This window comes from Kovacikia sp. CALU 1929 (assembly GCF_056784235.1).
This window is the reverse complement of the sequence record NZ_JBXBCF010000068.1, coordinates 83036-107282: the sequence shown is the minus strand read 5'-3', so window position 1 is coordinate 107282 and position 24247 is coordinate 83036. Positions and strand designations below refer to the sequence as shown.

General features: G+C 51.6%; 19 protein-coding genes, 1 tRNA gene and 2 pseudogenes. 10 read left to right on the top strand and 12 right to left on the bottom strand.

All coding sequences use genetic code 11. From position 1 onward, the window contains the following. Positions 1-614 (top strand): annotated as a pseudogene (locus AC1S52_RS15490) (IS256 family transposase); the annotation flags it as partial. Positions 615-705: 91 nt separating this feature from the next. Here AC1S52_RS15490 and AC1S52_RS15485 read toward each other — a convergent pair. From AC1S52_RS15485 to AC1S52_RS15460, 6 genes are all read right to left on the bottom strand, one after another. Continuing rightward, positions 706-918, bottom strand: a complete 213-nt coding sequence (locus AC1S52_RS15485) for a hypothetical protein (protein WP_482029924.1) — start codon at positions 916-918, stop codon at positions 706-708. A 97-nt stretch (positions 919-1015) separates the two neighbouring features. Continuing rightward, the gene (locus AC1S52_RS15480) at positions 1016-2332 is read right to left on the bottom strand and encodes a glycosyltransferase (RefSeq protein WP_482029923.1); all 1317 of its coding nucleotides are present in this window, start codon (positions 2330-2332) and stop codon (positions 1016-1018) included. 371 nt (positions 2333-2703) lie between these two features. Continuing rightward, entirely contained in the window at positions 2704-3093 is a 390-nt protein-coding gene (locus tag AC1S52_RS15475) for a hypothetical protein (RefSeq protein WP_482029922.1), read from the bottom strand. Between the two features lie 8 nt (positions 3094-3101). Continuing rightward, positions 3102-4088 carry a protein translocase subunit SecF gene (gene secF, locus AC1S52_RS15470; RefSeq protein ID WP_482029921.1) on the bottom strand — a complete coding sequence of 329 codons (987 nt, stop codon included), beginning with the start codon at positions 4086-4088 and terminating at the stop codon, positions 3102-3104. Further along, on the bottom strand, positions 4085-5497 hold the full coding sequence (gene secD, locus AC1S52_RS15465) for a protein translocase subunit SecD (protein WP_482029920.1): 1413 nt from the start codon (positions 5495-5497) through the stop codon (positions 4085-4087). The genes secF and secD overlap by 4 nt, the downstream gene beginning before the upstream one ends. Positions 5498-5704: 207 nt before the next feature. Beyond that, positions 5705-6688: a pyruvate dehydrogenase complex E1 component subunit beta gene (locus tag AC1S52_RS15460; RefSeq protein WP_482029919.1), complete on the bottom strand. Its 984-nt coding sequence runs from the start codon at positions 6686-6688 to the stop codon at positions 5705-5707. A 100-nt stretch (positions 6689-6788) separates the two neighbouring features. On the opposite strand from AC1S52_RS15460, the gene AC1S52_RS15455 reads away from it, so the two are divergent. The 3 genes from AC1S52_RS15455 (at position 6789) to ispF (ending at position 12324) form a co-directional block, all read left to right on the top strand. After that, a complete protein-coding gene (locus AC1S52_RS15455) occupies positions 6789-7787 on the top strand; it encodes a PhzF family phenazine biosynthesis protein (RefSeq protein ID WP_482029918.1) in 999 nt (332 codons plus the stop codon). Between the two features lie 501 nt (positions 7788-8288). Beyond that, complete coding sequence (gene pgmB / locus AC1S52_RS15450; RefSeq protein ID WP_482029917.1) at positions 8289-11261, top strand: beta-phosphoglucomutase; 2973 nt, start codon at positions 8289-8291, stop codon at positions 11259-11261. A gap of 571 nt (positions 11262-11832) precedes the next feature. Further along, a complete protein-coding gene (ispF, locus tag AC1S52_RS15445; RefSeq protein ID WP_482029916.1) occupies positions 11833-12324 on the top strand; it encodes a 2-C-methyl-D-erythritol 2,4-cyclodiphosphate synthase in 492 nt (163 codons plus the stop codon). Between the two features lie 15 nt (positions 12325-12339). On the opposite strand, the gene AC1S52_RS15440 is transcribed toward ispF, so the two are convergent. The 3 genes from AC1S52_RS15440 to AC1S52_RS15430 all read right to left on the bottom strand — a co-directional run bounded on the left by AC1S52_RS15440 (position 12340) and on the right by AC1S52_RS15430 (position 15629). Beyond that, the gene (locus AC1S52_RS15440; RefSeq protein ID WP_482029915.1) at positions 12340-13269 is read right to left on the bottom strand and encodes a sensor histidine kinase; all 930 of its coding nucleotides are present in this window, start codon (positions 13267-13269) and stop codon (positions 12340-12342) included. 125 nt (positions 13270-13394) lie between these two features. Then, positions 13395-14021 (bottom strand): L-threonylcarbamoyladenylate synthase, encoded by a 627-nt coding sequence (locus AC1S52_RS15435; RefSeq protein ID WP_482029914.1) that lies wholly within the window; start codon positions 14019-14021, stop codon positions 13395-13397. Between the two features lie 42 nt (positions 14022-14063). Then, positions 14064-15629 (bottom strand): hybrid sensor histidine kinase/response regulator, encoded by a 1566-nt coding sequence (locus AC1S52_RS15430; RefSeq protein WP_482029913.1) that lies wholly within the window; start codon positions 15627-15629, stop codon positions 14064-14066. A gap of 122 nt (positions 15630-15751) precedes the next feature. On the opposite strand from AC1S52_RS15430, the gene AC1S52_RS15425 reads away from it, so the two are divergent. From AC1S52_RS15425 to folP, 4 genes are read left to right on the top strand one after another with little or no spacing between them, the layout of a single operon-like run. Next, entirely contained in the window at positions 15752-16432 is a 681-nt protein-coding gene (locus AC1S52_RS15425) for an RNA polymerase sigma factor (RefSeq protein ID WP_482029912.1), read from the top strand. 57 nt (positions 16433-16489) lie between these two features. Then, entirely contained in the window at positions 16490-17587 is a 1098-nt protein-coding gene (locus tag AC1S52_RS15420) for a tetratricopeptide repeat protein (protein WP_482029911.1), read from the top strand. Next, complete coding sequence (locus AC1S52_RS15415) at positions 17574-18431, top strand: DNA-methyltransferase (protein WP_482029910.1); 858 nt, start codon at positions 17574-17576, stop codon at positions 18429-18431. The genes AC1S52_RS15420 and AC1S52_RS15415 overlap by 14 nt, the downstream gene beginning before the upstream one ends. Positions 18432-18477: 46 nt before the next feature. Continuing rightward, a complete protein-coding gene (folP, locus tag AC1S52_RS15410; protein WP_482029909.1) occupies positions 18478-19335 on the top strand; it encodes a dihydropteroate synthase in 858 nt (285 codons plus the stop codon). 9 nt (positions 19336-19344) lie between these two features. Here the strand turns inward: folP and AC1S52_RS15405 are convergent, their stop codons facing one another. Continuing rightward, on the bottom strand, positions 19345-19962 hold the full coding sequence (locus AC1S52_RS15405) for a hypothetical protein (protein ID WP_482029908.1): 618 nt from the start codon (positions 19960-19962) through the stop codon (positions 19345-19347). Positions 19963-20191: 229 nt separating this feature from the next. Between AC1S52_RS15405 and AC1S52_RS15400 the strand changes: the two genes are divergently transcribed. Both AC1S52_RS15400 and AC1S52_RS15395 read left to right on the top strand, forming a co-directional pair. Next, a complete protein-coding gene (locus tag AC1S52_RS15400) occupies positions 20192-22066 on the top strand; it encodes a hypothetical protein (RefSeq protein WP_482029907.1) in 1875 nt (624 codons plus the stop codon). 135 nt (positions 22067-22201) lie between these two features. Beyond that, positions 22202-22275 (top strand) — tRNA-Pro (locus AC1S52_RS15395). A 457-nt stretch (positions 22276-22732) separates the two neighbouring features. Here AC1S52_RS15395 and AC1S52_RS15390 read toward each other — a convergent pair. Next, a pseudogene (locus AC1S52_RS15390) lies at positions 22733-23915 on the bottom strand (IS3 family transposase). 57 nt (positions 23916-23972) lie between these two features. Further along, positions 23973-24167, bottom strand: coding sequence for a hypothetical protein (locus AC1S52_RS15385; protein ID WP_482029906.1), 195 nt, complete (start codon positions 24165-24167; stop codon positions 23973-23975). Positions 24168-24247: the final 80 nt, after the last annotated feature.

Genomic DNA, 24247 nt, shown 5'->3' with positions numbered 1-24247 from the left:
CTGTTAGGACTGTGGATGACTCAGAATGAATCGTCCAAGTTCTGGCTCTCGGTGCTCACAGAGTTGCAAAATCGTGGCGTTAAAGACATCTTCATTGCCTGTGTGGACGGGCTAACAGGCTTTCCAGAGGCGATTGAAACCGTTTTTCCGCAAACCCAGGTGCAACTATGCATCGTTCACATGGTGCGAAACTCCCTCAGCTACGTCTCCTATAAAGACCGTAAAGCGGTCGTCGCTGACCTGAGGGCAATCTATACCACTGCAACTGAAACCGAGGCAGAGCAAGCCCTGGTTGACTTTGCCGAACGCTGGGACAAGCAATATCCCACTATCAGCAAATCCTGGATGAGCCATTGGCACCGGATCATTCCCTTCTTTGCGTTTCCGGCTGACATTCGGAAAGCGATCTACACCACCAACGCCATTGAATCAATGAATATGACTCTGCGGAAAGTTTTACGCAACCACCGTTCCTTCCCTACCGATGAATCTGCCATGAAGGTAATCTACCTGGCAATTCATACATCTCGAAAAAATGGACGATGCCGATTCGAGATTGGAAAGCAGCTTTAAATCGTTTTGCCATTGAATTTGAAGGGAGGTTTCCGATGTGATATTCCTCTCTTGACACAAACTACTTTACAAACTCAATTGAAAGTCTTCAATTCATACAACTCTCCATTCATACCCAAAATCAGCAACGCCTCATTGAGAGACGGGGCTGGGGTTATCTACCTTTACCCAGGCAGAAGTGACATCTTCCAGAATAATGGGACAGTTTGTAGCGCTTTTCTTAGGAATAATCTTGACTCTCAGAGTTGAAAGATAAATACCATCATCAATTCGATGTCCATATCCAAATACAGTACCTAGATGTCCCATTGATTGATGTCGAGCATGGTCTCCGATATTAAACATGTTTCTTCTCCTAGCTCAAACTTCATTCATTTGACAAATTGTGTTGGCAAAGTCTCCATCGCAAAAGAGTTGGTAAGGACTAAACTGTAGCTTCTCTCTACCCGGCTTTAAGCGGATAGTCTTCCACTATCGCAACCCCCCGGTAACTTAAGGACTCATACAGTTGATACATCTGGTTTGCGATCGCAGCACGGCTAAACCGCTCCTGCACCCATTTCCATCCGTTTTCACCTAGCACTTGCCAGCTATCTGGATGCTGTAGCATCTGTTGCAAGGCGTTTGCCAATGCTTTAACGTCGCGGGGCGACACGAGGAGTCCTGTGTTATCGGGTACAACCGTTGAACGTAATCCACCCACATCGCTGGCAATGACGGGGGTTTTGGCAGCCATTGCCTCAATCGCAACCAGTCCAAACGGTTCATAGTAGCTTGGAACAACGCAAACGTTGGCAGCAGCATAATAAGCCGGTAATCGGGTTTGAGGAATACGACCTGCAAACGTCGTGACGGATTCTAAGCCTAACTCTTTAACCAGAGTCCGAATGCGCTGCTGTTCTTGGAAGTCAATTCCGGCATCCCGACTGCCCCCGACCAGGTATAGCTGAAATGGCTGTGACAATCTGGCACAGGCACGCACCAGGGTTTCAATTCCCTTGCGGGGATCAAACCGTCCGACATAGAGAATCAGAGGGATGGCTGAGTCAATGCCAAGCTGATGTCGGGCAGTTTGGCGATCGCTAGCCCCAAAGCGCTGAGTATCAATCCCGCAAGGAATCACCGAAATTCTACCTCGACGAGCCACCAGGTCACGCAAATCGGCTTCCTCCTGGGGACTGGTTGCCACCACATAGTCAGCCGTTTCCAAAATCCGTTTCTCCGTTGCCAGCCTGACCTGGGAGATCTTGGGGAGGGACTGCATCGTTTGATATTTCACAGCCCCAATTGAGTGGTAAGTATGGACCTGGGGAATATCTAACTCAAATTTGAGCCTTAAGCCAACCCAGCCAGACAGCCAGTAGTTTGTATGCAGAATCGAATAGTTGTTCCCTGATTTCCGGCGAAAATCATGCCATGCTGCCACAAACTTCGGCAGATGATCAAACAGCTCGTCTCGATGAATAAATTGAGTTGGTCCTGCGGTTAACCGAATTGTACGGCAACCCGGTGCATGTTCCACAACATCGGGTTGGTCTGGATCTTCACGCCGGGTAAACATGTCAACCTGGCACCCTCGTTGAGCCAGCGCTAAACCCAGTTCACGTACATAAACATTTTGCCCACCGGCTCCTTCCTTCCCCACCTCTGCACTTGGGTCCCCGTGGACTGAGATTAATGCACAGTGAGGTTGAGGCTTAGAAAGGACAGAACTCCCTTTTATCGAGGGTAAAGCGTCAAGAGGGTACGGTGCTTTCATAACTGACTGTTTGAACTACAAATTGCCACAAAAGCCTATCCGAAGACCTTTTAGGTTTAGCTTTGGAGGTGGCTAATTCTGGGTATGAACTGAAGGTTGTACGAATTGAAGCTTCGCCCTAATTCATACAACGATTCAGTATCCCCTGAGGTCTGAACGTTATACCAGTTCAATATCAGTGTGCACTTAACAAGGGGCTTAAGCCCCCTGTCTACCAGGCGTTCTTCTGTGCAGCTTCAAAGAGAATTGGTATAAGCGATTGAGGTTTTTCGGATAGGCTTTGAGTAAAGTTTTTCTAACCTTACCTTAGTGGGATCAAGTCAAAAAGCTGGGGGGAAATCGGGGGGAAATCGGGGGGCTGATGGGCGATATTAGCGCTGACAAATGAATTTCCAGAGGGGATGGGTGGGACCCTGCTGGCGAATGCGGTAAACCTGCTGTTCTAATCGCTTCTTTTCGCGATCGGGAATCCCCATCAAAATATTGCGGCTCTGCCAGATTAAGACACCTAAAGTAGAACCGACACAAATCGCCAGACCGATCGCCGACAGCCGATGAAATACTAGCCCATAGCGGACTGCTGACCAGGTGAAATGGTCGAGAATCAGGGAAATCGGGTAACGCAATCCCCATAAACTGAGGGAGCCAACGGTTAGCCAGAGTAACCCGACTACAAACCACCGACCATAAACGGTCAGCCGGTGCAACCGCTCCATTTCCTGTTGAAACGCTTTGTTGAAACCATCATCCGCGTCCAGCATAGGCTTTCCTACAAGGCTTCATCTGACTTTTGAGGCGGTTCGGTCACGACCAAATCCCCCGTTCCTGTGGCAGCCACTTTCTCGGTTCGTTCGCGCCAGAGTGCCAATAACGTACTGGCGATAAAAATGCTGGAGTAAACTCCAGCGATAAAGCCAATAATCAGTGCCAGGGCAAAGAACTTTAAAGTTTCTCCACCAAACAAAAAGATAGAAACCAGCGGCAGCAGCGTGGTCAGCGTGGTATTGATGGAGCGGGACAACGTCTGGTTCACTGCCGTATCGACAATATCGTCGATGGAGCGATCGGGGTTGAGGGCGATCGTCTCCCGAATCCGATCATAAATTACAACGGTGTCGTTTACTGAGAAACCAACAATCGTCAACAGCGCTACGATGAACAGGCTATCCACCTCAATCCCAAACAGTAGACCCAAGATGGAGAAGATGCCAACCGTCACCAACACATCATGGAACAGGGCAACCAGGGAAAAAATGGCATAGTCTAGCTGGAAACGTAGACTTAAATAAACTGTAATTCCAGCAAAGGAAACCAGGAGTGCCAGTAAGCCAGAAGACAAAATCTGCTGCCCAATCACCGGACCGACCGTATCAATCCGGGTGGTTGTCGGGTCGAAGGTACCAATTTTTTCACTTAACGCCGTTTGCAAACGCGATCGTTGATCAGGACTCAGGGGCGAAGAGCGAATCGAAATACCCCGCCGACCTTCATTGGTTGCTTCCTGTACACTGCTGTTGCCCAGCCCTTGCTCAACCAACACTGAGCGCACCGCCCCAATATCAATCGGCTTACTACAATCACTCTGGGTGCAATCCAGTTCAAACTGAAGCCGGGTTCCGCCAACAAAGTCAAGGCTGGGGCGCAGGGGTGAACCAAGTTGTTGCCAGGAAATAACCATTGCCGCAATCCCAGCCAGAATCAGCGCACCGGAAATTCCCCACCAGAGGTTGCGCTGCTTAATCACCTGAAGCTTCATGAGGTTGCCTCCGGTTGGGATTTGGTGGATGACAAGTTCGGGCAGAAATATCCAGGCTTACGCAGGTCAGGGAAGTTGAGTACAAACAGCAGCAGCGTGCGGCTACAGGTCAAAGCTGTGAACATACTAATCAGAACTCCAACGGACAGGGTGACTGCAAATCCCCGGACAAAACTGGTTCCCAGATAGCCCAGCGCTGCACAGGCAATCAGGGTTGTAACGTTGCTATCTAGAATGCTGGAAAATGCCCGGTAAAACCCAGCTTCAACCGAACGGTACAGTGTTTTCCCTGCCCTTAGCTCTTCACGGGTACGTTCAAAAATCAACACGTTTGCATCTACCGCCATCCCAATGCTGAGGATAAATCCGGCAATACCGGGCAGAGTCAGTGTAACTCCCAACAAATTAAAGGCAGCAAAGGTCAGTAGAGCATAAATAATGAGCGAAATGTCTGCAATCAAACCGGGCAAGCGGTAGTAAAACACCATAAAGCCGAGAACCAGCACTAAACCACCAATCCCAGCGTAGATGCTGCTCTGGATGCTGTCCTGCCCCAAACTCGCACCGACGGTACGGGTTTCAACTACTTCTACTGGAACCGGCAACGCGCCTCCGTAAAGTTGGGTTGCCAGGGTGGTCGCAGATTGCGCCGTAAAGCTTCCGGTGACAACCGCACTGCCGCCAGTAATCCCCGTTTGGGCGAATTCAGGACCCACCGTGGGAGCACTAATCAACTCGTTGTCCAGAAAAATGCCAATTGATCGCCCGGTACCCGCCAAGCTTTTGGTCAATTCCGCAAACAGATCGGCCCCTTTGCCATCAAATCTCAACCCCACTTCCCAAACATTTTGCACATTTGTCGATTGGGGATAGGCATCTTTTAAGTTTTCGCCGGTTAAGCCTGTGGGTTCAAACAGACCGGCGATCGCCGTATTACTCCGCTGAATTGCGGCTTTGTTGTCTTCCAGTGCCTTTGGGTCATCGCCCTTGCTTAGCGTTTCCTGCTGCAACTGCAATTCTCTCAGCACCCGGTATTCTGCCTGAAGCTGCGCCTCACTGCCCGCTTTTTGCTTGCGAAACTCCAGTTTGGCAACCCGATCCAATAAATCCTCCGCTTCCTTGGGATCGTTCACCCCCGGTAGCTGAACCAGAATCTGGTCGTTACCCGCTGACTGAACCACAATCTCGGAAACCCCCTGGGGATTGAGACGATCCTCAATCACTCTCAGAACGGCATCCATCTCCCTGGAGGTGATTTCTGGTACTTCTTTGGTGGTCTGTACCTGTACGGTTAATTGAGACCCACCCCGCAGATCTAAACCAAGCCGTGGTGGCATTCTGACAATCACCACGATGGCAGCAATGAGCAATACCAGGATAAGCGCTAAAAGCGATCGCTGTCTTTGCATGTTGTAACCCCTGTAACAATCGCTATGATAGCGCCTCTGGGAAGGATGAAGGATGAAAGCTGAAGGATGAAGTTAAGAGGTGAAAGTTGAGAGTTGAGAGTTGGGGTTTGGAAGTGGGGAGTTACCAATCACTCATTGACCGATCATTGCTGTTCTTCCGACTAACCACTAACAACCAACAACTAATAACCCCCTCACCGTTGACCCCTAAACCTTCAGTTCCACCATTTTTCTCACCGCTTCCACGATCTGGTTGGGTTGCACGATCGTCAGGTTTTCCAGGGTGCCGTTGTAGGGGGTGGGAATGTCCTGAGAGGACAGCCGCAAAACGGGGGCATCCAGTTCGTCAAAAAAGCGATCGTTGATAGAGGCAATAATTTCGGCGGCGACCCCCCCGGTTCGCATACATTCTTCCACAATAATCACCTTATGAGTTTTGCGGATAGAGGCTCCAATCGTCTCAAAGTCCAGAGGCTTGAGCGAGATCAGGTCAATCACTTCTGGGTCAAACCCATCCTTTTCCAGGGTTTTGACCGCCTGCATCACATGGTGCCTCATGCGGGAGTAGGTGAGGATAGTAACATCGCTACCTTTGCGAACGGTTTCGGCTTTATCCAGGGGCAGGTAGTACTCCTCTTCGGGTAGATGATCCTTCAGGTTGTAGAGCAAGACATGCTCGAAGAACAACACCGGGTTGTCATCCCGAATGGCAGATTTGAGTAGCCCCTTCGCGTTATAAGCCGTAGAGCAGGCAACAATTTTGAGTCCGGGCACTGCCTGAAAGTATGCCTCTAACCGCTGGGAATGTTCTGCCCCCAACTGGCGACCCACCCCACCGGGACCGCGAATTACCATGGGAATCTTGAAGTTACCACCGGAGGTATAGCGCAGCATCCCAGCATTGTTGGCAATCTGGTTAAACGCCAGCAGCAGGAAGCCCATGTTCATCCCTTCGATGATCGGACGTAAGCCCGTCATGGCGGCTCCAACTGCCATGCCCGTAAAGCTATTTTCAGCGATCGGCGTATCCAGCAGGCGCAATTCGCCATATTTCTGATAAAGGTCTTTTGTGACTTTATAGGAACCGCCGTAATGTCCCACATCTTCCCCCATTACCAGGACAGTGGGATCTTTTGCCATTTCTTCGTCGATCGCCTCCCGGAGGGCGTTGAACATCAGCGTTTCTGCCATGAGGTTCCTCTTCTCAAGTTAAGCCGTTCTCCATTCTATCGGTTGGGCGATCGCAGGAAAAGTATTATGAAGTGCAGGATCAAACTCACCGCAAATAAGTATGGCACCTCTGAAGTTCTTCATCGTTGATGTCTTTGCCGAAGCGAAGTATGCCGGAAACCAACTGGCCGTTTTTACCGATGCAGGCGATCTGACAACCGAGCAGATGCAGCAAATCGCCAGGGAAACGAACTTTTCAGAAACCACCTTTATCCTTTCACCTCAACCACAGGATGGCGGCTATCCCGTGCGCATCTTCACCCCAGGACAGGAGTTGCCCTTTGCCGGACACCCCACCCTGGGAACCGCTTTTATCCTGCAACAGGAATTGATCCGGCAGTCGGTGGAGACGGTCACGCTGAACCTGAAGGTGGGTCCTATCCCGGTCAACATTCTTTACAAAAACCAGCAGCCTGATGTGCTGTGGATGGTGCAAAATCCCCCGGTGTTTGGAGAAACCCTACCCGCTGAAGCTGTGGCGGCCGTTCTCAACCTGGAGCTTGATGATTTCGATACCCGCTTTCCAATTCAGGAAGTTTCGACAGGCGTACCGTTTATTATCACGCCGTTGAAGCGCCTGGAAGCTTTGCAGCGGATTAAGGTTAATGTAGACCGATTGGTTGCCCTGGTTGAACCGCTTCAGGCAAAGATGATTTTTGTCTTCTGCCCGGAGGTGCGCAACCCAACAAACCAGTTTAGTGCCCGCATGTTTGCCCATGCGGTGGGAATTCCTGAAGATCCCGCAACCGGAAGCGCCAATGGTTGTTTTGCCGCATATCTGGCGCATTACGATGATTCGCCCAGGTTAGGGAGTACGGAGTACGGAATGCAGGAGACCGAAGGCAGCGGTCAGAAAACAACTTCCCTCCCATCCGATACCCAGTCCCCCTCTCCCCTCTCCCCTTTCCCCCCTTCCTATCTAATGGAGGCACGGGTAGAACAGGGTTACGAAATTGGCAGACCTTCTTTACTCCTGTTGAGGGCGCAGAAAACGGAAGAAAAGATTGATGTTTTTGTCGGTGGCAAGGTGATATTGGTTGCCCGTGGAGAGTTTGTTTAGGGAGCTAAAATAAGATTACAGAACGTTGAGTTTTCCATAGAAACAGAACAGTTATTCGGAGTGGTGTTTTGCATTCGTGTAAGAAGTAATAGTGACGCAATCGCAAAACCGCCCTGGATTTCAAAAACTCCGCTCAAAGGTCAATTTTTGTTCCACAGCAGTTGATGTTCAAAACTTAAAAATTACTTAAGGAGTTTATGAAATTGAGGGTGCCTGGAGCATTCCCCTGGTAAAGAATTGCTCATGGATTAAGGAACGCTTTTTCTTTAACCTGATCGAAAAAATCGGAAAAAATAAGATCCAAAGTTGCGATCAGGATGTTTAATAACGGGAACTCTACATCAATAGTGAAAGATTGAGTTCCTTCACTTTTTTAAACCTCAAAAATCTTGTCCCCAAATCATAATTTGGATCGGTCTTTGTCTGTCCAAAAAGACAAAGATTAGGGACGTATGGGCGCGATCGCAAAAGAATTCACTCGTTTGTCAAGAAGGGCTACGAATGCAACAGGCTGATTGGATTGTGATTGAAACAACGGAAGACAGGTTTAACCCAGCTCAACAGCACCACAAGGAAACCGTCTTTACTCTAAGCAATGGGTATCTTGGAACCCGTGGTTCGTTTGAGGAGGGCTACCTGGGCGATCGCCCCGCCACCTTGATCCACGGGGTTTATGACGATGTACCCACGGTATTTACTGAACTGGCAAACTGCCCCAACTGGCTACCACTCACGATCTCAGTAGGTGGTGAGCGGTTTCGCCTCGATCAGGGTACCATTTTGAGCTATAAGCGCTGGCTCGACCTGCAACGTGGAGAATTGAGCCGTTACGTCCGCTGGCAAAGTCCTTCTGGTTATACCCTGGAGTTTCGCTTTGACCGCTTCGTGAGTCTGGCAGATGAACACGTCCTCGCCCTCCGCTGCCAGGTTACTTCCATTGACTACACGGGACCCGTGGAAGTCCACACCAGTCTCAACGCCTATTCCGACAACCAGGGCTTTATGCATTGGGACTCGGTAGACCAGGGAGGGGGCGACCATGCCATCTGGCTGCATGTCCGCAGTCGCCACAGCAAAATTGATGTTGGGATGGCGGCACGGCTTACCCTATCAGGGGTGGAAGCTGAGAACACCATTGCTATGGGGTTCCAGGGTTACCCCACCCTGGTGACACAGTTTTCCGTCGTACCGGAACAGACGGCTTATCTGGAAAAGGTGGTCACCGTCTACACCTCCCGTGATGTCGGTGAGCCAGTATTGATGGCACAGGATAAACTGGCAAACCTGGCGGACTACAAAATTCTGCTGGCTGACCACGAAGCCGCCTGGGCAGAGGTCTGGGAGATAAACGATATTGTTATTGAAGGAGATCTGACGGCTCAACTGGCAGTCCGCTTCAACCTGTTTCAACTGCTGGCGGTTGCCCCCCGCCACGATCGACGGGTCAGTATCCCAGCAAAAACCCTGTCTGGCTTTGCCTATCGCGGTCACATCTTCTGGGATACGGAAATTTTCATTCTGCCCTGTCTCACCTATACCCAGCCTGAACTGGCACGGAACCTGCTCACCTACCGCTATCACACGCTGGCAGGGGCACGTCGCAAGGCAAAGGCAGCGGGCTATGAGGGTGCCATGTACGTCTGGGAGAGTGCCGATACGGGAGATGAAGTCACCCCTAGCTGGGTACCCACTCCGACGGGTGAGGATCTGGTGCGGATCTGGTGTGGGGATATTGAGCTACACATCAGCACCGATGTCGCCTATGCCACCTGGCATTACTGGCAGGCAACCGGCGATGATGAATGGATGAGGGATTACGGTGCAGAAATGATCCTGGATACAGCGGTATTCTGGGGCAGTCGGGCAGAGTGGAACAACGATCGCCACTGCTACGAAATCAATCATGTCATCGGTCCCGACGAGTTCCATGAGCGGGTTGACAATAACGCCTTTACCAATGCCATGATGCGCTGGCACCTGAGAACCGCGCTGAAGGTGCTGGACTGGCTGGAGCAGAGCGATCGCGAACAAGCCACCGATCTGCAACAACGCCTGCATCTAACGAGCGATCGCCGCCAGCACTGGCAGGATATCATCGACAAAATCTGGATTGCCCAGGACTCCACCGGGTTAATTGAGCAGTTCCAGGGCTTTTTTGACCTGGAAGACATTGACCTGGCAGCTTACGAGCCGCGTACCCGCTCCATGCAGGCAATTCTAGGTATTGAAGGAGCCAACAGCCGCCAGGTGTTGAAGCAGCCTGACGTGGTGATGATGTTCTACCTGCTACGGCAGGGCATCTTCACCCAGCCCACAGAAGACGACTTCTCCCGTCAAGCCTTACAAACTAACTGGGACTACTACGTTCCTCGCACCGACCATACCTATGGTTCCTCCCTCGGTCCTGCTGTCCACGCCATCATGGCTTGCGAACTGGACAAACCGGCAGAGGCTTATGAACACTTCACGCGGGCAGCTTTAGTCGATCTATCCGATGTCCGTGGCAATGCCCATGAAGGGATTCACGCTGCGTCTACAGGTGGCACCTGGCAGGCAGTCGTCTTTGGCTTTGGTGGTATCCATTTGACTGAAAACGGACCCGTTGCCAAACCCCGCCTTCCCGAAGGTTGGACTCGCCTCAAGTTCAAGTTTGTCTGGCGCGGAAAAGTCTACCAATTTGACCTGCGCCAACAGGGATCCACCACCATCTGGAAACGCAGCCAGCCAGAGGCTTTCTCCCCCACTCCCCCACTCCCCCACTCCACTCCCCCACTCCCCCTCCAGGCTGTCATCTTCGACCTGGACGGCGTTCTCACCGACACCTCAGAGTTTCATTATCTGGCTTGGAAGCGGCTGGCACAGGAGGAGGGCATTCCCTTCAATCGCAAAGCGAACGAAGCCCTGCGGGGGGTTTCCCGACGTGACTCGTTGCTGTATCTGCTCAAAGGGCATTCTGTGACGGAGGCTCAGCTCCAGGAAATGATGGCACGGAAGAACGGCTATTACCTGGAGTTGATTCGCACCATTACCCCCGAGCATCTGCTCCCCGGTGTGCCGGAACTGCTGGATGAACTGCATGCTGCTGGAATTAAGATTGCGCTGGGGTCTGCCAGCAAGAATGCGCGGGAAGTGCTGGAACGGTTGGGAATTCTGCATCGCATGGACGCGATCGCCGATGGACTGAGTGTCACTCACTCCAAACCCGCCCCCGATGTCTTCCTTTATGCCGCTAAAGAGCTAAACCTCCATCCTATGAGTTGCGTGGTGGTTGAGGATGCTACCGCCGGAATTGAGGCTGCCCTTAAAGCGGGAATGTGGGCGATCGGGTTGGGTCCTGTGGAGCGGGTAGGGGATGCCCATCTAATTCTGCCCAACTTGCAGGGTGCCCACTGGGTCAATTGGCTAGAAAAGTTAGCCGAACTCAATCAAAAAGCACCCAGGGAGTTGATTCTGCAAGGATCAACCATGCTGTAACTGGAAACCTAACCGCCAGAGGGGGCGATCGCGCGTGAATGATACCGCGATCGCCCCTGAATCATCCTTCTTTCCCATTCTTCTCAATGGAAGTTGTAGCCATCGTGTAAAAAAGCACGCTGTCGAAAACACAGAATCGCTAAAAACGTTTTTGGACAGGATGTTCAGGATTCTTTCAGAAGGGATATGAATGATCCAGATTAGGGTTGACCCCAAGCAGGATTGCAAATTACCTGGCATCAGGCATTAACTGGAACTATTCTCACGCTGTTAATCGAGATGGGCTACAGTTTGCAGAGCGATCGCAAAACCCAGGCAGGCTTAGAGGTTCATGCTTAACTCGATGACAATCTCTATCCCTGGCATTCAAGTCATCGATGAACAATATTTATCTATATTCATCAACATGCAAAACCGTCAATAGCGAGAACTAGTAGAGCAACCCAAAAGTTATGCAACGTAGGTTGGGTTGAGCGGTAGCGAAACCCAACACTTTCAACAGATCGGTGTTGCAAAATTAAATACTCACTGTACTAGCGTTGAGATTTAAAGCAGTTTCGAGGGTTTCAAGATGGCAATCAATATTCGCATCGGTAATGGTTATGATATCCACCGTTTGGTTCCGGAGCGATCGCTGATCCTGGGCGGTGTGAATATTCCCCATGAATTGGGTTTACTGGGACATAGCGATGCTGATGTGCTGACCCATGCCATTATGGATGCCATGCTAGGGGCGTTGAGCCTGGGCGATATTGGGCTGTACTTCCCGCCCTCAGACCCGCAGTGGAAAGGGGCAGATAGCCTGGAACTATTGGCTCAGGTGAACCAATTAATCCAGGATAAAGGCTGGCAGGTGGGCAATATTGATTCAGTGATTGTGGCAGAGCGTCCCAAGTTGAAGCCTCACATTGCGGCAATGCGCGATCGTCTGGCAAGCGTTCTCAAGCTCCAGCCTGACCAGGTGGGTGTTAAAGCGACTACCAACGAAAAATTAGACGCAACGGGACGGGAAGAGGGCATGGCTGCCTATGCAGTCGTCCTGCTGCAAATGAAAGAGTCCTGATCCCAAGATTTTTCTTTACTCCTCTGTCACCCGGTAGCCCGGCAGGGAACACCGAATTTGAGTTAAAACCTCTCCTTGGTCGGCATCTTCTGAGCCGGTAATACTCGCATGAATAGGCACCACTTCCAAACGTCCTTGCATGGATTGCAGCAAAATTTGGACGATCAGTAGATTTAACCCCGGTGATGGCAGTGGTGGATTGGTGGCTGTTTCTGGCTGGAAGGTTTCTGGCTGCAATAGGTTAACCGGTTCAGTGCGGGCGGCAAGGGGGCACGAGTCATTAATCCAGATGTGAACATCCCCCAATTCTGCTGAAAGCTTTGCAGAAACAGTAATACTCTCTTCGGGCAGTCGTAAAATGGCTGACTCCACCAGATGCAGTAAGATCTGGCGGAACCTGAAGTGATCGACCTGCACATAAATGTCTGGGTCTGGGGGCTGCATGTGTAGTCCGACATTGCGGTCTTTTGCCAGAAGCTGGGTCAGATTGTAGACTTCCTGGAAAATCTGGGTCAGGGGAATCGGTTGAATCGTTAACTGAGTAGTGCCGTGTTGGACTCGGGCAGCATCTACCACCCTGTCCAGTACTTCAACCATTTTGCGGGCGGAGGTATGTGCCTGGGCAAGGAATTCTCGCTCCTCCTCTGGACTGTCGCAGAGGTCGGACAGAATCAGTTGGTGCATGCCGATGAGACCATTCAGCGGCGATCTCAGTTCATGGGACGTGCGTGCCAGATAACCGGACTTAAACTGGCTCATTTCGGTTGCCATCTGGTATGCCAGTTGAAGTTGCTTCACCGGGTCCAAGGAAGCATTGGTCAGGGGCGTTTCAACCAGCGCCGCCGATTTTGGTTTCCGTTTTCTGATGGTCTGCTGCCACAGGCGATCGCAGACTACCCCCAACCCAAAAGCTATCCCCATCCATACCAGGTTTGTCCAATTCATGAACCCAATTCCAATCCCTACTGAACTGTTGTACCCAAATTCTCGGTGAAAGCCCTCATTCAGAGAATTCCAAGAAACCTAAGGTGCTTGTTCTATCGGTAGGACAGCCTGCCACCTTAGAACGTTCAACGGAACACTAGCTGTACCGCCCCCTGCCTGAGGATCTCCCACCCTGCGCCCGTCCAACGGATGACGGATGACGGGATGCCTGAGCCTCCCTTGGCACCCATTTTGTCAGGTGACAAACCTTCCAGGGCTTCCAGTTCAGAAGCGAACAAAGTCAACACCTGGGGAAATTGCTGCTCGATTTCAGGCATGGTTAACAAAGGAGACTGACCAGAGAGATTGACACTGGTGGTTGCCAGGGGTCCCGTATGGCTCAGAATTGTGCGAGCTACTGCCCGGTCTGGCACCCGCACCCCAATCGTGCCTGGATCTTTAGGATTCATAGCCGCCGGAACGCGATCGCTGGCAGGCAAAACCAGGGTCAACGCTCCCGGCAGATATTTATCAGCTACCTGCTGCCAGATCTGTCGTTCCTCTGGGCTACCAGTCACATAGGGCCAAAGATCGGCAATTGTGGCTGCCATCAATATCAAGGGCTTATCCAGGCTGCGTTGCTTTGCCTCAAAGATCAGTTCTGCCCGGTCAGGACGAGCCGCTAAAGCAGGCACCGTATCCGTTGGAAAACTGATCAGATATTCGCCAGAGCGGCTCTTTTTTACCAGTTCATCCAGAGATACTTGAGTCATTTGGAGGGGAATGGGGGTGAGGGGGTGAGGGGTGGGTCTAGCTTACTGCTCTGAAGGCGGCTGTAGTGGTAGCCGGATATAGAATGTACTGCCTTTGCTAGGGAGGCTCTCTGCCCAGATTTTGCCATCATGCTGCTCGACAATATTGCGGCAGATGGAAAGCCCTAGCCCCGTGCCTCCTTTTTTGCGAGAGTCGGAGGCATCCACCTGTTGAAACCGCTCGAAAATGGTTTGTAGCTTGTCCCCAGGAATGCCGCGCCCTTCGTCTTGGACGGTAATCAGGAGGGAGGGAGTAGAGGGGGGAAGAGGGGAGGAGGGGAGGAGGGGAGGAGGGCATCCCCCCATATCCCCATCCCCATTCGCCACTTCCGCCCTTAACCACACCGTTCCCCCCGGTTCCGAGAATTTAATCGCATTACTGAGCAGGTTGGTCAGGGTTTGCAGGAGGCGATCGCTATCTGCCCACAGGTCCACATTTAGCGGGCGCGTGACCAGGGTAATGCTTGCCTGATCTGCCATGCCTTGCATGACTTCCGTTGCCTGGATGAACAGATCCGCTGCATTGCACAGGGCTTTTTGCATCGTCATCTTACCTGACTTCATTCGTTCCAGATCCAGGATGTCGTTAATCAGGCGGATCAGACGCTCGGCGTTGGTGGTGGCGATATTTAGAACGTTGAGTCCTTGCTCGGTGAGGTCGCCCAGTTTACCGGCACTCAGAATATCCAGTGCCCCCATCATGGAGGTGAGGGGCGTTTTCAGTTCGTGACTGACCAGGGAGATGAATTCATTTTCCAGGCGCTTGCGCTCCGTGATGTCGGTGATGATGTTGAGGGTGCATTCAATGCTGTCCAGTTCGATCAGTTCAATACAGAACAATACGGCTCGGACTTCGCCTGATTTGGTGCGAAATTCACATTCCTGGTTAAAGAGGGTTCCGGTTTCTCGCAATTCCTGGACTGCCTGGTTGTAAATTACCGGCTCAACTCCCAGACTCAGTTCGGCGGCAGTATGCCTAATCATTTCCTGCCAGGTATAGCCGCTAAGGCGTAAGAAGCTGGGGTTGACATCGATAAAGCGTCCTTCGGCAACAGAGGTAATGGCAATGGGCGCAGGGCTGGAGCGAAAGGCTTTGGTAAATTTCTCCTGGGCTTGCTGCCGTTCGCGGATCTCCTGTTGGAGTTGGAGGTTTTGTGCCTGAAGCTGCTTTTGCAGGTTGCGAATGGTGAGGTGGGTTTCAATCCGGGCTAACACCTCTTCTAGATGGAAGGGCTTGGTGATATAGTCAACTCCGCCAACGGAAAAGGCTTTGACCTTATCCAGTACGTCTTCCAGGGCACTAATGAAAATGACGGGAATATCGCGGGTGCGATCGCTCGTTTTCAACTGTTGGCAGACTTCGTAGCCATTCATTTCAGGCATATTAATGTCGAGCAAGATCAGGTCTGGCGGAACCACTTGCGCCCCCCGCAGTCCGGTGCTTCCTTTGGTGACACTGCGAACCTTATACCCCTGATCGGTAAGCATGGCAGACAATAGATTGAGATTGTCTGGGGTATCGTCGATGACCAAAATATCCGCTCTGGGGAAGGATGTTGGCATAGACATTGCAGGATCAGGGGATAGCGAATCCATCATCTTTCGTTACTATTTTTTGAAGAAATCGTGCCAATTGCAGAAAAGCGCCTATATATTTAAAGGTCGTTCTTTCCACCCCGGTAACTAAGGCTGTGTCCATTCCACCATTTCCCGCCATTCCCACATTCCCTGAATGTAACCATCCGATTGTCAAATCCCTGGCTCACTATAGCGATCAGGAATTGCTGACGTTGTTTCAGCGCCATCCCGACTCTGGACAATATTTTGCCACTATCTTTTGCCGCTACAGTCCCATGATCTATACGCTGATCCGCCACTCAGCGAGATCGCCCGTCCAGGCAGACTACCTGTTTGCGACGACCTGGCGGCATATTTTTCACGAACTGGGCGGGCTGGATCTGCGGAGTGGTGAAAGTGCGGGGATGACCTTGCAAAGCTGGCTGCTGAATGTCACAGCGATTTGCATCAATCGTTCTGACTTGCCACCAGTAGAAGCGATTCACTATGACTTGAAGGCAGCTTCCCCGCCGCTCTGGTGTTATATCGAGCGGGCACTGGATCAGCTCTCACCAACCCTGAGATTAATTGTTTTGATGGCGCAAACGTTTAACTGGAGCGAGACGCGCATTTCTGCTTATCTGCGGGCGGAAGGGGAAGTCATGGCTCCGGCAGAAGTGAGGGCGAAATTGCAGGAAGCGTATCGGCAACTGGAAGCGGTTCTGCCAGAGGATGTGCAGACAATTTATCTGGTTAGTGGTTTTGGCAGTGGTGGCAGGCAACTGGATGTTGATGCGGCGGAGAATAGAGCGTAGGGCGAGTGATGGGGGGATGGGTTTTTTTGACAGTTGTGATCGGGTAGGGAGGGCGTGATGGATTGGCAGCAAGGAACCGGGCAAGGTTGGAGAAGGGCATTAATGAGCCATCGGTTAAGGGCGATCGCTCTGGGGTTGGCAGTGTTGCCTCCGTTTGTCGTGGGTAGCCCATCGGGGTTGATGCAACCTGCTAGGGCTTCTGATCTGAATGAACAATTAACGGTGCGCCTGAACAATGGCACCTATGGTCGTTCTCGGAATACCGCTGACAGTCTGTTGCGGGTGGGCAAAACCCAGGAAAGGGATGGGTTTCTACCGGGGGCGGTTGATTCCTGGCAAAAGGCACTGAAAATTTACCAGGAAATTGGCGATCGGGAGGCGGAAACCCTCACCTATGGTTACTTAGCATTTGCCTATGCCCGTTTGGGACAGTACGCTGCCTTTGAAGATGCGATGCGACGCTGGTTGGCAAATTCCCGCGATCGCCAGGATTTTCAAACTCAAATTTACGCCCTCAACAGTTTGGGACGAAACTTGCAACCACGCGGGGGCATTGCTGGGGCAGAAGAGCTATTTGCCGATGCGGTCGCAATTTCCAATAGCATCCGGAGTCTGGATGGGCAGGCGGTTTCCTACGAAAGCATTGGCTTACTGGCATTGGGTACGGGCAATTACGAGCGTGCTGCCCAATCGTTTCAGCAATCGCTGGCAGCCAGTCGCAAGTCGGGGGATACGGTCGCGCAGGCAACCACCCTGAACCACCTGGGGGATGTTTACCGAATTACGGGATACTATGCCGAATCGATGCGATACTACGCTCTGGCTTTTCGGCTGGCGGATATGAACCGCGATCGGTCCAACCAGTACCGGGCAATTGATGGCATGGTCACGGCTTACAATGCTGCTGGCTCTTACCAACAGTCCGTTCGGATGCTGAACGAGCGGTTGGGGATCGCCCGCACCCAGGAAAATCTGCGTCAAGAGCTAACTTCTCTCCATGCCCTGGCACAGGTTTACCAGCAGACCGGTGACAAGTCCCAGGCGGTGGCTTCCTATGAGCGGGCAATCGCGATCGCCCGTGCGTTGCAAGACTACAACCAGGAAGCAATTTTGACCCAGCGGTTGATTAACCTGACGGACGATGGCAACCGTTGACTACCAGACTGAAACCGGCAGTTTGTTCTGTGGAGATTCCCTCCAATGGCTACCCACCCTTGCTGATGCGTCCGTTGACCTCGTTTTTGCCGATCCTCCCTACAACCTGAAGAAGGCGGAATGGGATACTTTTGAGTCCCAGGAAGCCTACATTGCCTGGTCGCTTCAGTGGATTGAGGAAGCTGCCAGAGTTTTAAAGCCTGCTGGATCCCTCTATATCATGGGTTTTTCGGAGATACTGGCAGATCTGAAACACCCTTGCAGCCGTTATTTCAAAGAATGTCGCTGGCTGATCTGGCATTACAAAAATAAAGCCAACCTGGGCAATGACTGGGGGCGATCGCATGAAAGCATTTTGCACTTCCGCAAAACTGCCAGCACCAAAATTAACATTGATCGAATTCGGATTCCCTACGGCAACCATACCCTCAAGTATCCTTCCCATCCCCAGGCGGCGACCAGCCAGTACGGGAATGGTGCCGGACGAAAAAACTGGACTCCCCATCCCAACGGAGCCAAGCCCAAGGATGTGATTGAAATTCCCACCACCTGCAACGGGATGCAGGAAAAGACCCGACACCCGACTCAAAAACCCGAAGCACTGATCCGCAAGCTTGTATTTGCCGCCTCTGACCAGAACGATATAGTTCTGGATCCCTTCTCTGGCTCTGGAACCACTCTGGTAGTGGCGGAACAGTCCGGGCGCAGGTGGTTAGGATGCGAAATCAATCCAGAGTATAACCAGTGGGCGATCGCCCGCCTGCAAACCACCCCCCACTTGAGCGATGCGGAGTGGGTTCTGAGCGATCGCAAAAACGAAGAGCGGCGTAAGCGCATCCGGTAGCCCATCCCCCACCCCCCACCCCCCTTATCCCCTATCTCCCCATCCCATGAAGCCACTTTCTTCCCTCCCCGCCTGGAATCTGCCGAATGGTACTTTTTCCTGGGGGCAACGAACTTACCTGATGGGCGTTTTGAATGTCACCCCGGACAGCTTCAGTGATGGGGGACAATTTGATCGCGTAGAGACTGCCCTGGCGCAAGCTCGATACCTGGTTGAGTCGGGAACCGACCTTTTGGATGTGGGGGGACAGTCTACTCGTCCCAATGCGGCTGAGGTATCCCTGGAAGAAGAACTGCGCCGCGTAGTTCCGGTGATTGCAGCAATTCGACAAACCCTGCCGACACCCATTTCAATTGATACCACCCGCTCAGAGGTTGCCCAAGCCGCGATCGCCGCTGGAGCTGATATTGTCAACGATATTTCGGGTGCAACCTACGATTCTGACATGCTGCCAGTGGTAGCAAAACTGGGGGTACCCATCATCCTGATGCATAGGCGAGGTAAGCCCCAAACCATGCAGCAACTCACCGATTATCAAGATTTGATGGGTGAAATCATTACCTTTCTGCAAGCACGGGTGGAAGCAGCGATCGCAGCGGGGATTGATCCTGCCCTGATTGCGATCGACCCTGGGATTGGGTTTGCCAAAACCTACAGTCAAAACCTGGAAATTTTGCGGCGATTGCCAGAGTTCCAGTCCCTCGGTTGCCCCATCCTGGTTGGTCCCTCACGCAAAAGCTTTATTGGGCATATTCTGGATCAGCCCAATCCTAAAGAACGAGTCTGGGGAACGGCGGCAGCCTGTTGTGCCGCGATCTCAGGGTCCGCTGACATCATCCGAGTCCACGACATCCGCGAAATGAGAGATGTGTGCCGGGTTGCTGATGCAATCTGGCGGCGTTAATTGACGATGTTAATTGGCGGCGGCTTCCTCCTGCTCCCTCATAGCCTTGAGCAGAGTTGCCAGCACCCGATCTTCTGAAGAGTTCACCCGTTTGTCGAGCATGGCAATACTCACTGCCTTGGGCAAAGCTACCGCCGCCACATCAGCGTCTAACCCGCTCATCAGGTCATCCAAGGACTGGGGGACTTTCAACGCAGATCGAATCCCCATCAGGGTCAACTCATCCAATCCAATCATCTGTAATTGGGGACAGATGACAGTCCAGTCTATGGGTTCTCCCGGATTGCCAATCTGGATCAAATACGCCAGCAGGCGATGCATTTTGCTTTGCTGCTGGGGCGTAAACTTTGCAGCAGTCGTTGAAAGTAAATCGGCTTCCGAATCCGCCTGGTTAAGGTTACACAGGATTTGCTGCCAATCTCTAGGGTCACAGGCTTCTGGCTTATCCACAGTCAGAGAAATTTGAATTTTGTCAGCCCCAGAATCTAACTGAGTTACCTGAGCATTAACACCCAGAAAACCAAGCCAGTGAGAAACCGTAGAAACTAGAGTTGCACGGGTCGCCCGACTGTTTGCTAACAGCCGCAGTTGGGTCTGCACCATTGGGCGCACAATTTGCGTAAGCATAGGTAGCCCGAAGATTAATAGCCTGAATCTCTAATCTAGCCCCTAGAATATCTAACTTTCTAAGGTTCTGATAGAAACTTTAGCGATTCCCTAACAATCAACCAATCCCCCTTCCCCTTTCTCCCTACTGTCAACTCAAAACTCAAAACCCTTCACTCTTGTGATCTAATTGTGCCGTCTTCGCCGATCGCGAGTAGGATATTGGCGACAGTCTAGCCTCGATCGTCCAATGGAAGTACTAACGCACTCTGAGACTCTGGCTCATCAGGAAGGATTGCAGCAGGTTTCTCAACAGTTGCAGGATTTTTTGTTATCGCTGCCCCAGGGAATTCCATTTCAAGTCCAGTGTGTGGTTAAGCGGGGCAACCTGATGGTTTTGAGCCAGCACACCCCCGATGAGCAGCCTGGTGAGCAATCTCTGTTCGAGGCACTGGAGCAGGCAATTCAAGTCTTTGCGCCGGGATGGGTCGAAACCGTGTTTGGGACTAGCACCATTCCTCACAACGCCCAGGTAAAACTGTATCTCAGGCGGTTGGGGCAAAAACAGCCCTATGCGGTTCACACCTTCAAACTGGCTTCAGTAGATTCATCGGAATCGGAGCAGTTTGAGCAGGCTGCAATGGACGCTGACACAATCGCGTTATCCCCTGAGGACCCGAAGTATCTGGAAGAACCACTGGATCGCCAGGGAGAAGCCGTTGATCTAGATCATCTACTGGTTTTGGACCCCGACTCTGACTCAGAAGAGGCTTCGCTGGTTACGGATACACTCGACTCGGAAAAATCCGTGCCGGAGGTTGAGGAGCCAGCCGAGCGATCGCAATGGATCCTTTGGGGCGCGGCGGCAGTGGGGGTCAGTATTGTCTCTTTTATCGCTGGAATTTTGATCGTTTCTCGCCCCTGTCTCATCCAGCAATGTGAGCCATTTGAGGCGGCTGAGGCAACCAGTCAAGATGCAACCCGGATCCTGGGGCAGGCAACCTCAGAACAGGATTTGCGGCAGGCCCAGGAGAAGCTAAAAGCGGCAAGTCAACGGTTGAGCAAAATTCCCCTCTGGTCTGGGCAATATAAGGCGGCTCAGGCGATCCTACAGACTGACCAGGCTCAAATGGGTCAGATAGATACGATCCTGGCTGCGGAAAGCAAAGCGGATGAAGCAATCCAAAAAGGACGGTCTTTACCCCATTCGGTGACTGAGTGGCAAAATATCCAGTCGCTTTGGAGGAGCGCGATCGCCCAACTTGAATCCATCCCCCAGACAACGCCACTCCATCCCTTTACCCAAAAGCGTTTGACCATCTATCGAGAAAATCTGCTGATGGTCGAGCAATACCTGATGGCGGAACGGCAGGCTCAGAAAAAGCTGGCAGCAGCTAAATCCACCGCAAGTATTGCCCTGACACGGCAGGGGGTTGCCCAATCCATTGAAAACTGGCAACAGGTGCAGGTAACCTGGCAGGTCGCAATCGATGCTTTGAAGCAGATTCCCAACACAACGACTAGCTTTACCCCCTCCCAGGGATTGCTGGCAGATTACGGCACCAAACTGGCGATTGCCCGCGATCGCATCAGCCGGGAACAGCGTGCCCAAACTGCCTATCAACAGGCAGTGGCTCTGAGTCAAAAAGCGGAAAGGTTTCAGCAGCAAAGCCAGTGGACTCTAGCAGTCACCAACTGGCGCAGTGCGCTCAACCAAATTGAGCAAATTTCCGAAAATACAGCTTTCTACGACCCGGCACAAAAGCTGATTCCTACCTATAGCACCTCGTTGCAGCAGGCAGAAACCCAACTCAGAACAGTGGTTGCTCAACAAAAGCTGCGCGATGACCTGAATCGCATTTGCTCCGGTTCTCCCAGAACTTGTACCTATTTGGTTCTGGGCAATAGCATTCGGGTACAGTTTACGCCTGCCTATGAAAACGCCTTAAAGCAAGCATTTTCTGCGGGTCAGTCAGGCAATTATGGGGTGTTAGGCGGTGCCGTTAACCACGTCGATACTCTCCAGTCAGCCCTTCAAACGATTTCTAACAACTCAGGACTGGCGATCGAAGTCTACAATGCTGGCGGTACTGAGATGGTTGGCTCTTTTAACCCCACCAGTTAAGCCTGAGCCAGTCCATGCTATTTTGAATAAGCCCATGCTTCAGAGACCATGATTGAGTCAAGTGATACAATGAGTGTCAGTCTGGTATACACCAGATGAGTTGTAGTGTCGCGATGTTTTTATCGTGAACTATGCCGGGATGTGGCGCAGCTTGGTAGCGCACTTCGTTCGGGACGAAGGGGCCGCTGGTTCGAATCCAGTCATCCCGATTTATCAATTTGTCGAATTGTCCGTTAAAGAGCTATTTAAAATTGACAAATAGCTCTTGTCAAAGATTTATGCTGACCAACGTTTTTTTGAAGATTTTCAGGTGTTGTCCTAAAGGTCTTTTTCCAGGTCTGGAAAAATCAGTTTTAAATAGTTATAGGGGAAGAATAATTGCAAGCTTTATTTGGCTTCAGGAGCCATGCCTATAAAAAGACAGTCACCTAACCTGGGTGTCGTCTCGAACGAAGTGCGCCTTTTTATCCACCAATTATGTTCTCTTCTACCCATCGTTAGCCAAAGAATCGCTTGAGACCTGAATCTCTGAGTGTTTGCAGCGCTTCCAGCCGAGTGTCTTTCTAACGATATCAAGCTAAAAAGTCGATTGCGACTTTCATACGATGAGTACTCCTTAGCGCGAGACCCGCCACCTGAGATTGATCCGCTTTTGTAGACAATAACTCAAGCAACAGATGATTTTAGTCTAGATGCATCATGGTACCTCTGTTCAAACTCAACGGGAGAAAGATAGTTGAGGGTTGAATGTTTGCGGTGTTGGTTGTAAAACCCTTCAATCCAAGTGGCAACTTCGACCTGTAACTGAGCCGATTGCAGACCTCCATTTTAGAGACCAACTCTGTTTTCAAGGTAGAGAAGAAGCTTTCAGCGACCGCGTTGTCCCAGCAGTTGCCTCGACGGGACATACTGCACGTCAGCCCCCGAGCGGAGAGCACCTGACGATAAGCATGGCTGGTGTACTGGCATCCCTGGTCAGAGTGAACCAGTAACCCCGTTGGATGGGGGAGGCGATGGCCAAACGCCCGTTGTAAGGCTTCGAGTACCAGATTTGTCTGGAGATGGTCGGCTAACACCCACCCCACGACTCGCCGAGAGAACAGGTCAATCCAAACCGCCAGATAGCGCCACCCTTCCGTAGTGGGTAAGTACGTAATGTCTCCGACCCAGACTTGGTCCGGATGGTCTACTGTAAACTGACGGTTGAGGTGATTGGGAGCCGCCGGTGTCTCCGGGGTTGAGGCTTGCCGACTCCGCTTGGGACGAGGTCGAGCAACGAGACCCTGTTGCTGCATCAATCGAATCACCCGTTTGCGACTGACAGCCCACCCTTGCTGGACCAGTTGAACGGTAATGCGGGGAGATCCGTAACTTTGATGGGATTGCTCAAAAATATCCGTCACCCTCTGGGCCAGGATGCGTTCTTGCAGTTGGCGTTGGCTGGGTTTGAGCGCCAACCAACGGTAAAACCCACTGCGGCTGACCTTGAGCCATCGACCCATCCACTGGACGGGGTAGTTCACCTTCTCTGCGGCGATCAATTCGTACCGTTCACCGACAGATCCCGAGCAAAGAAGGCAGCTGCCTTTTTTAAGAAATCTCGCTCCATTTCCAACTGCTTCACCTGCCGTCGCAGTTGCACCAATTCTTGACGCTCATCACGGCTTAAAGCCCCGGACAATTTAGCCGCAGTATTTCCCTGGCTCTCACGGACCCAACGGCTGAGGCTACTCTCCGCAATCCCTAAATTACGAGCGACTTGTCGAACCGATTGCTTTGTGCTTACAACAATTTTGACTGCTTCCGCTTTTTGCTGATCTGTATATTCCTTGCGGATTTTCTGACTCATGGAACCCTCCTAGTTCTAGGGTACTCTTATTCAGATGTCCACTAAACCGGATCAATCTCAATGCGTAATTTTGTTGGGGTCGCGCCATTCCTCAATGCATTCGGCAATCCCTTGGCAAACTTGCATCTGGTGTTCGGCTTGTCGAGCCAGTAAAATCCCCGCATCGGAACTCAATTCCAGGTCGGCAAAACGAACGACTAGAGACCGATGTGAATAAAAATCGTAGGGCAGGTCTGAATCACACTCTGTCATGGCAGAATAGGAGCACTAAAAATTCTAGAGAGCTTGATTCTATTCTGTTTCAAGCTCTTTTTCTTATCCTTCTTTTGCCC

What these genes read in the sequence shown, in the direction of transcription:
- folP (WP_482029909.1), top strand. Translation starts at nt 18,478, where the DNA reads ATGAAGCCACTTTCTTCCCTCCCCGCCTGGAATCTGCCGAATGGTACT.
- pgmB (WP_482029917.1), top strand. Translation starts at nt 8,289, where the DNA reads ATGCAACAGGCTGATTGGATTGTGATTGAAACAACGGAAGACAGGTTT.
- secF (WP_482029921.1), bottom strand. Translation starts at nt 4,088, where the DNA reads ATGAAGCTTCAGGTGATTAAGCAGCGCAACCTCTGGTGGGGAATTTCC.
- AC1S52_RS15430 (WP_482029913.1), bottom strand. Translation starts at nt 15,629, where the DNA reads ATGTCTATGCCAACATCCTTCCCCAGAGCGGATATTTTGGTCATCGAC.
- AC1S52_RS15440 (WP_482029915.1), bottom strand. Translation starts at nt 13,269, where the DNA reads ATGAATTGGACAAACCTGGTATGGATGGGGATAGCTTTTGGGTTGGGG.
- AC1S52_RS15475 (WP_482029922.1), bottom strand. Translation starts at nt 3,093, where the DNA reads ATGCTGGACGCGGATGATGGTTTCAACAAAGCGTTTCAACAGGAAATG.
- AC1S52_RS15485 (WP_482029924.1), bottom strand. Translation starts at nt 918, where the DNA reads ATGTTTAATATCGGAGACCATGCTCGACATCAATCAATGGGACATCTA.
- AC1S52_RS15435 (WP_482029914.1), bottom strand. Translation starts at nt 14,021, where the DNA reads ATGACTCAAGTATCTCTGGATGAACTGGTAAAAAAGAGCCGCTCTGGC.
- AC1S52_RS15405 (WP_482029908.1), bottom strand. Translation starts at nt 19,962, where the DNA reads ATGCTTACGCAAATTGTGCGCCCAATGGTGCAGACCCAACTGCGGCTG.
- AC1S52_RS15460 (WP_482029919.1), bottom strand. Translation starts at nt 6,688, where the DNA reads ATGGCAGAAACGCTGATGTTCAACGCCCTCCGGGAGGCGATCGACGAA.
- AC1S52_RS15455 (WP_482029918.1), top strand. Translation starts at nt 6,789, where the DNA reads ATGGCACCTCTGAAGTTCTTCATCGTTGATGTCTTTGCCGAAGCGAAG.
- AC1S52_RS15400 (WP_482029907.1), top strand. Translation starts at nt 20,192, where the DNA reads ATGGAAGTACTAACGCACTCTGAGACTCTGGCTCATCAGGAAGGATTG.
- ispF (WP_482029916.1), top strand. Translation starts at nt 11,833, where the DNA reads ATGGCAATCAATATTCGCATCGGTAATGGTTATGATATCCACCGTTTG.
- AC1S52_RS15420 (WP_482029911.1), top strand. Translation starts at nt 16,490, where the DNA reads ATGGATTGGCAGCAAGGAACCGGGCAAGGTTGGAGAAGGGCATTAATG.
- secD (WP_482029920.1), bottom strand. Translation starts at nt 5,497, where the DNA reads ATGCAAAGACAGCGATCGCTTTTAGCGCTTATCCTGGTATTGCTCATT.
- AC1S52_RS15415 (WP_482029910.1), top strand. Translation starts at nt 17,574, where the DNA reads ATGGCAACCGTTGACTACCAGACTGAAACCGGCAGTTTGTTCTGTGGA.
- AC1S52_RS15385 (WP_482029906.1), bottom strand. Translation starts at nt 24,167, where the DNA reads ATGACAGAGTGTGATTCAGACCTGCCCTACGATTTTTATTCACATCGG.
- AC1S52_RS15480 (WP_482029923.1), bottom strand. Translation starts at nt 2,332, where the DNA reads ATGAAAGCACCGTACCCTCTTGACGCTTTACCCTCGATAAAAGGGAGT.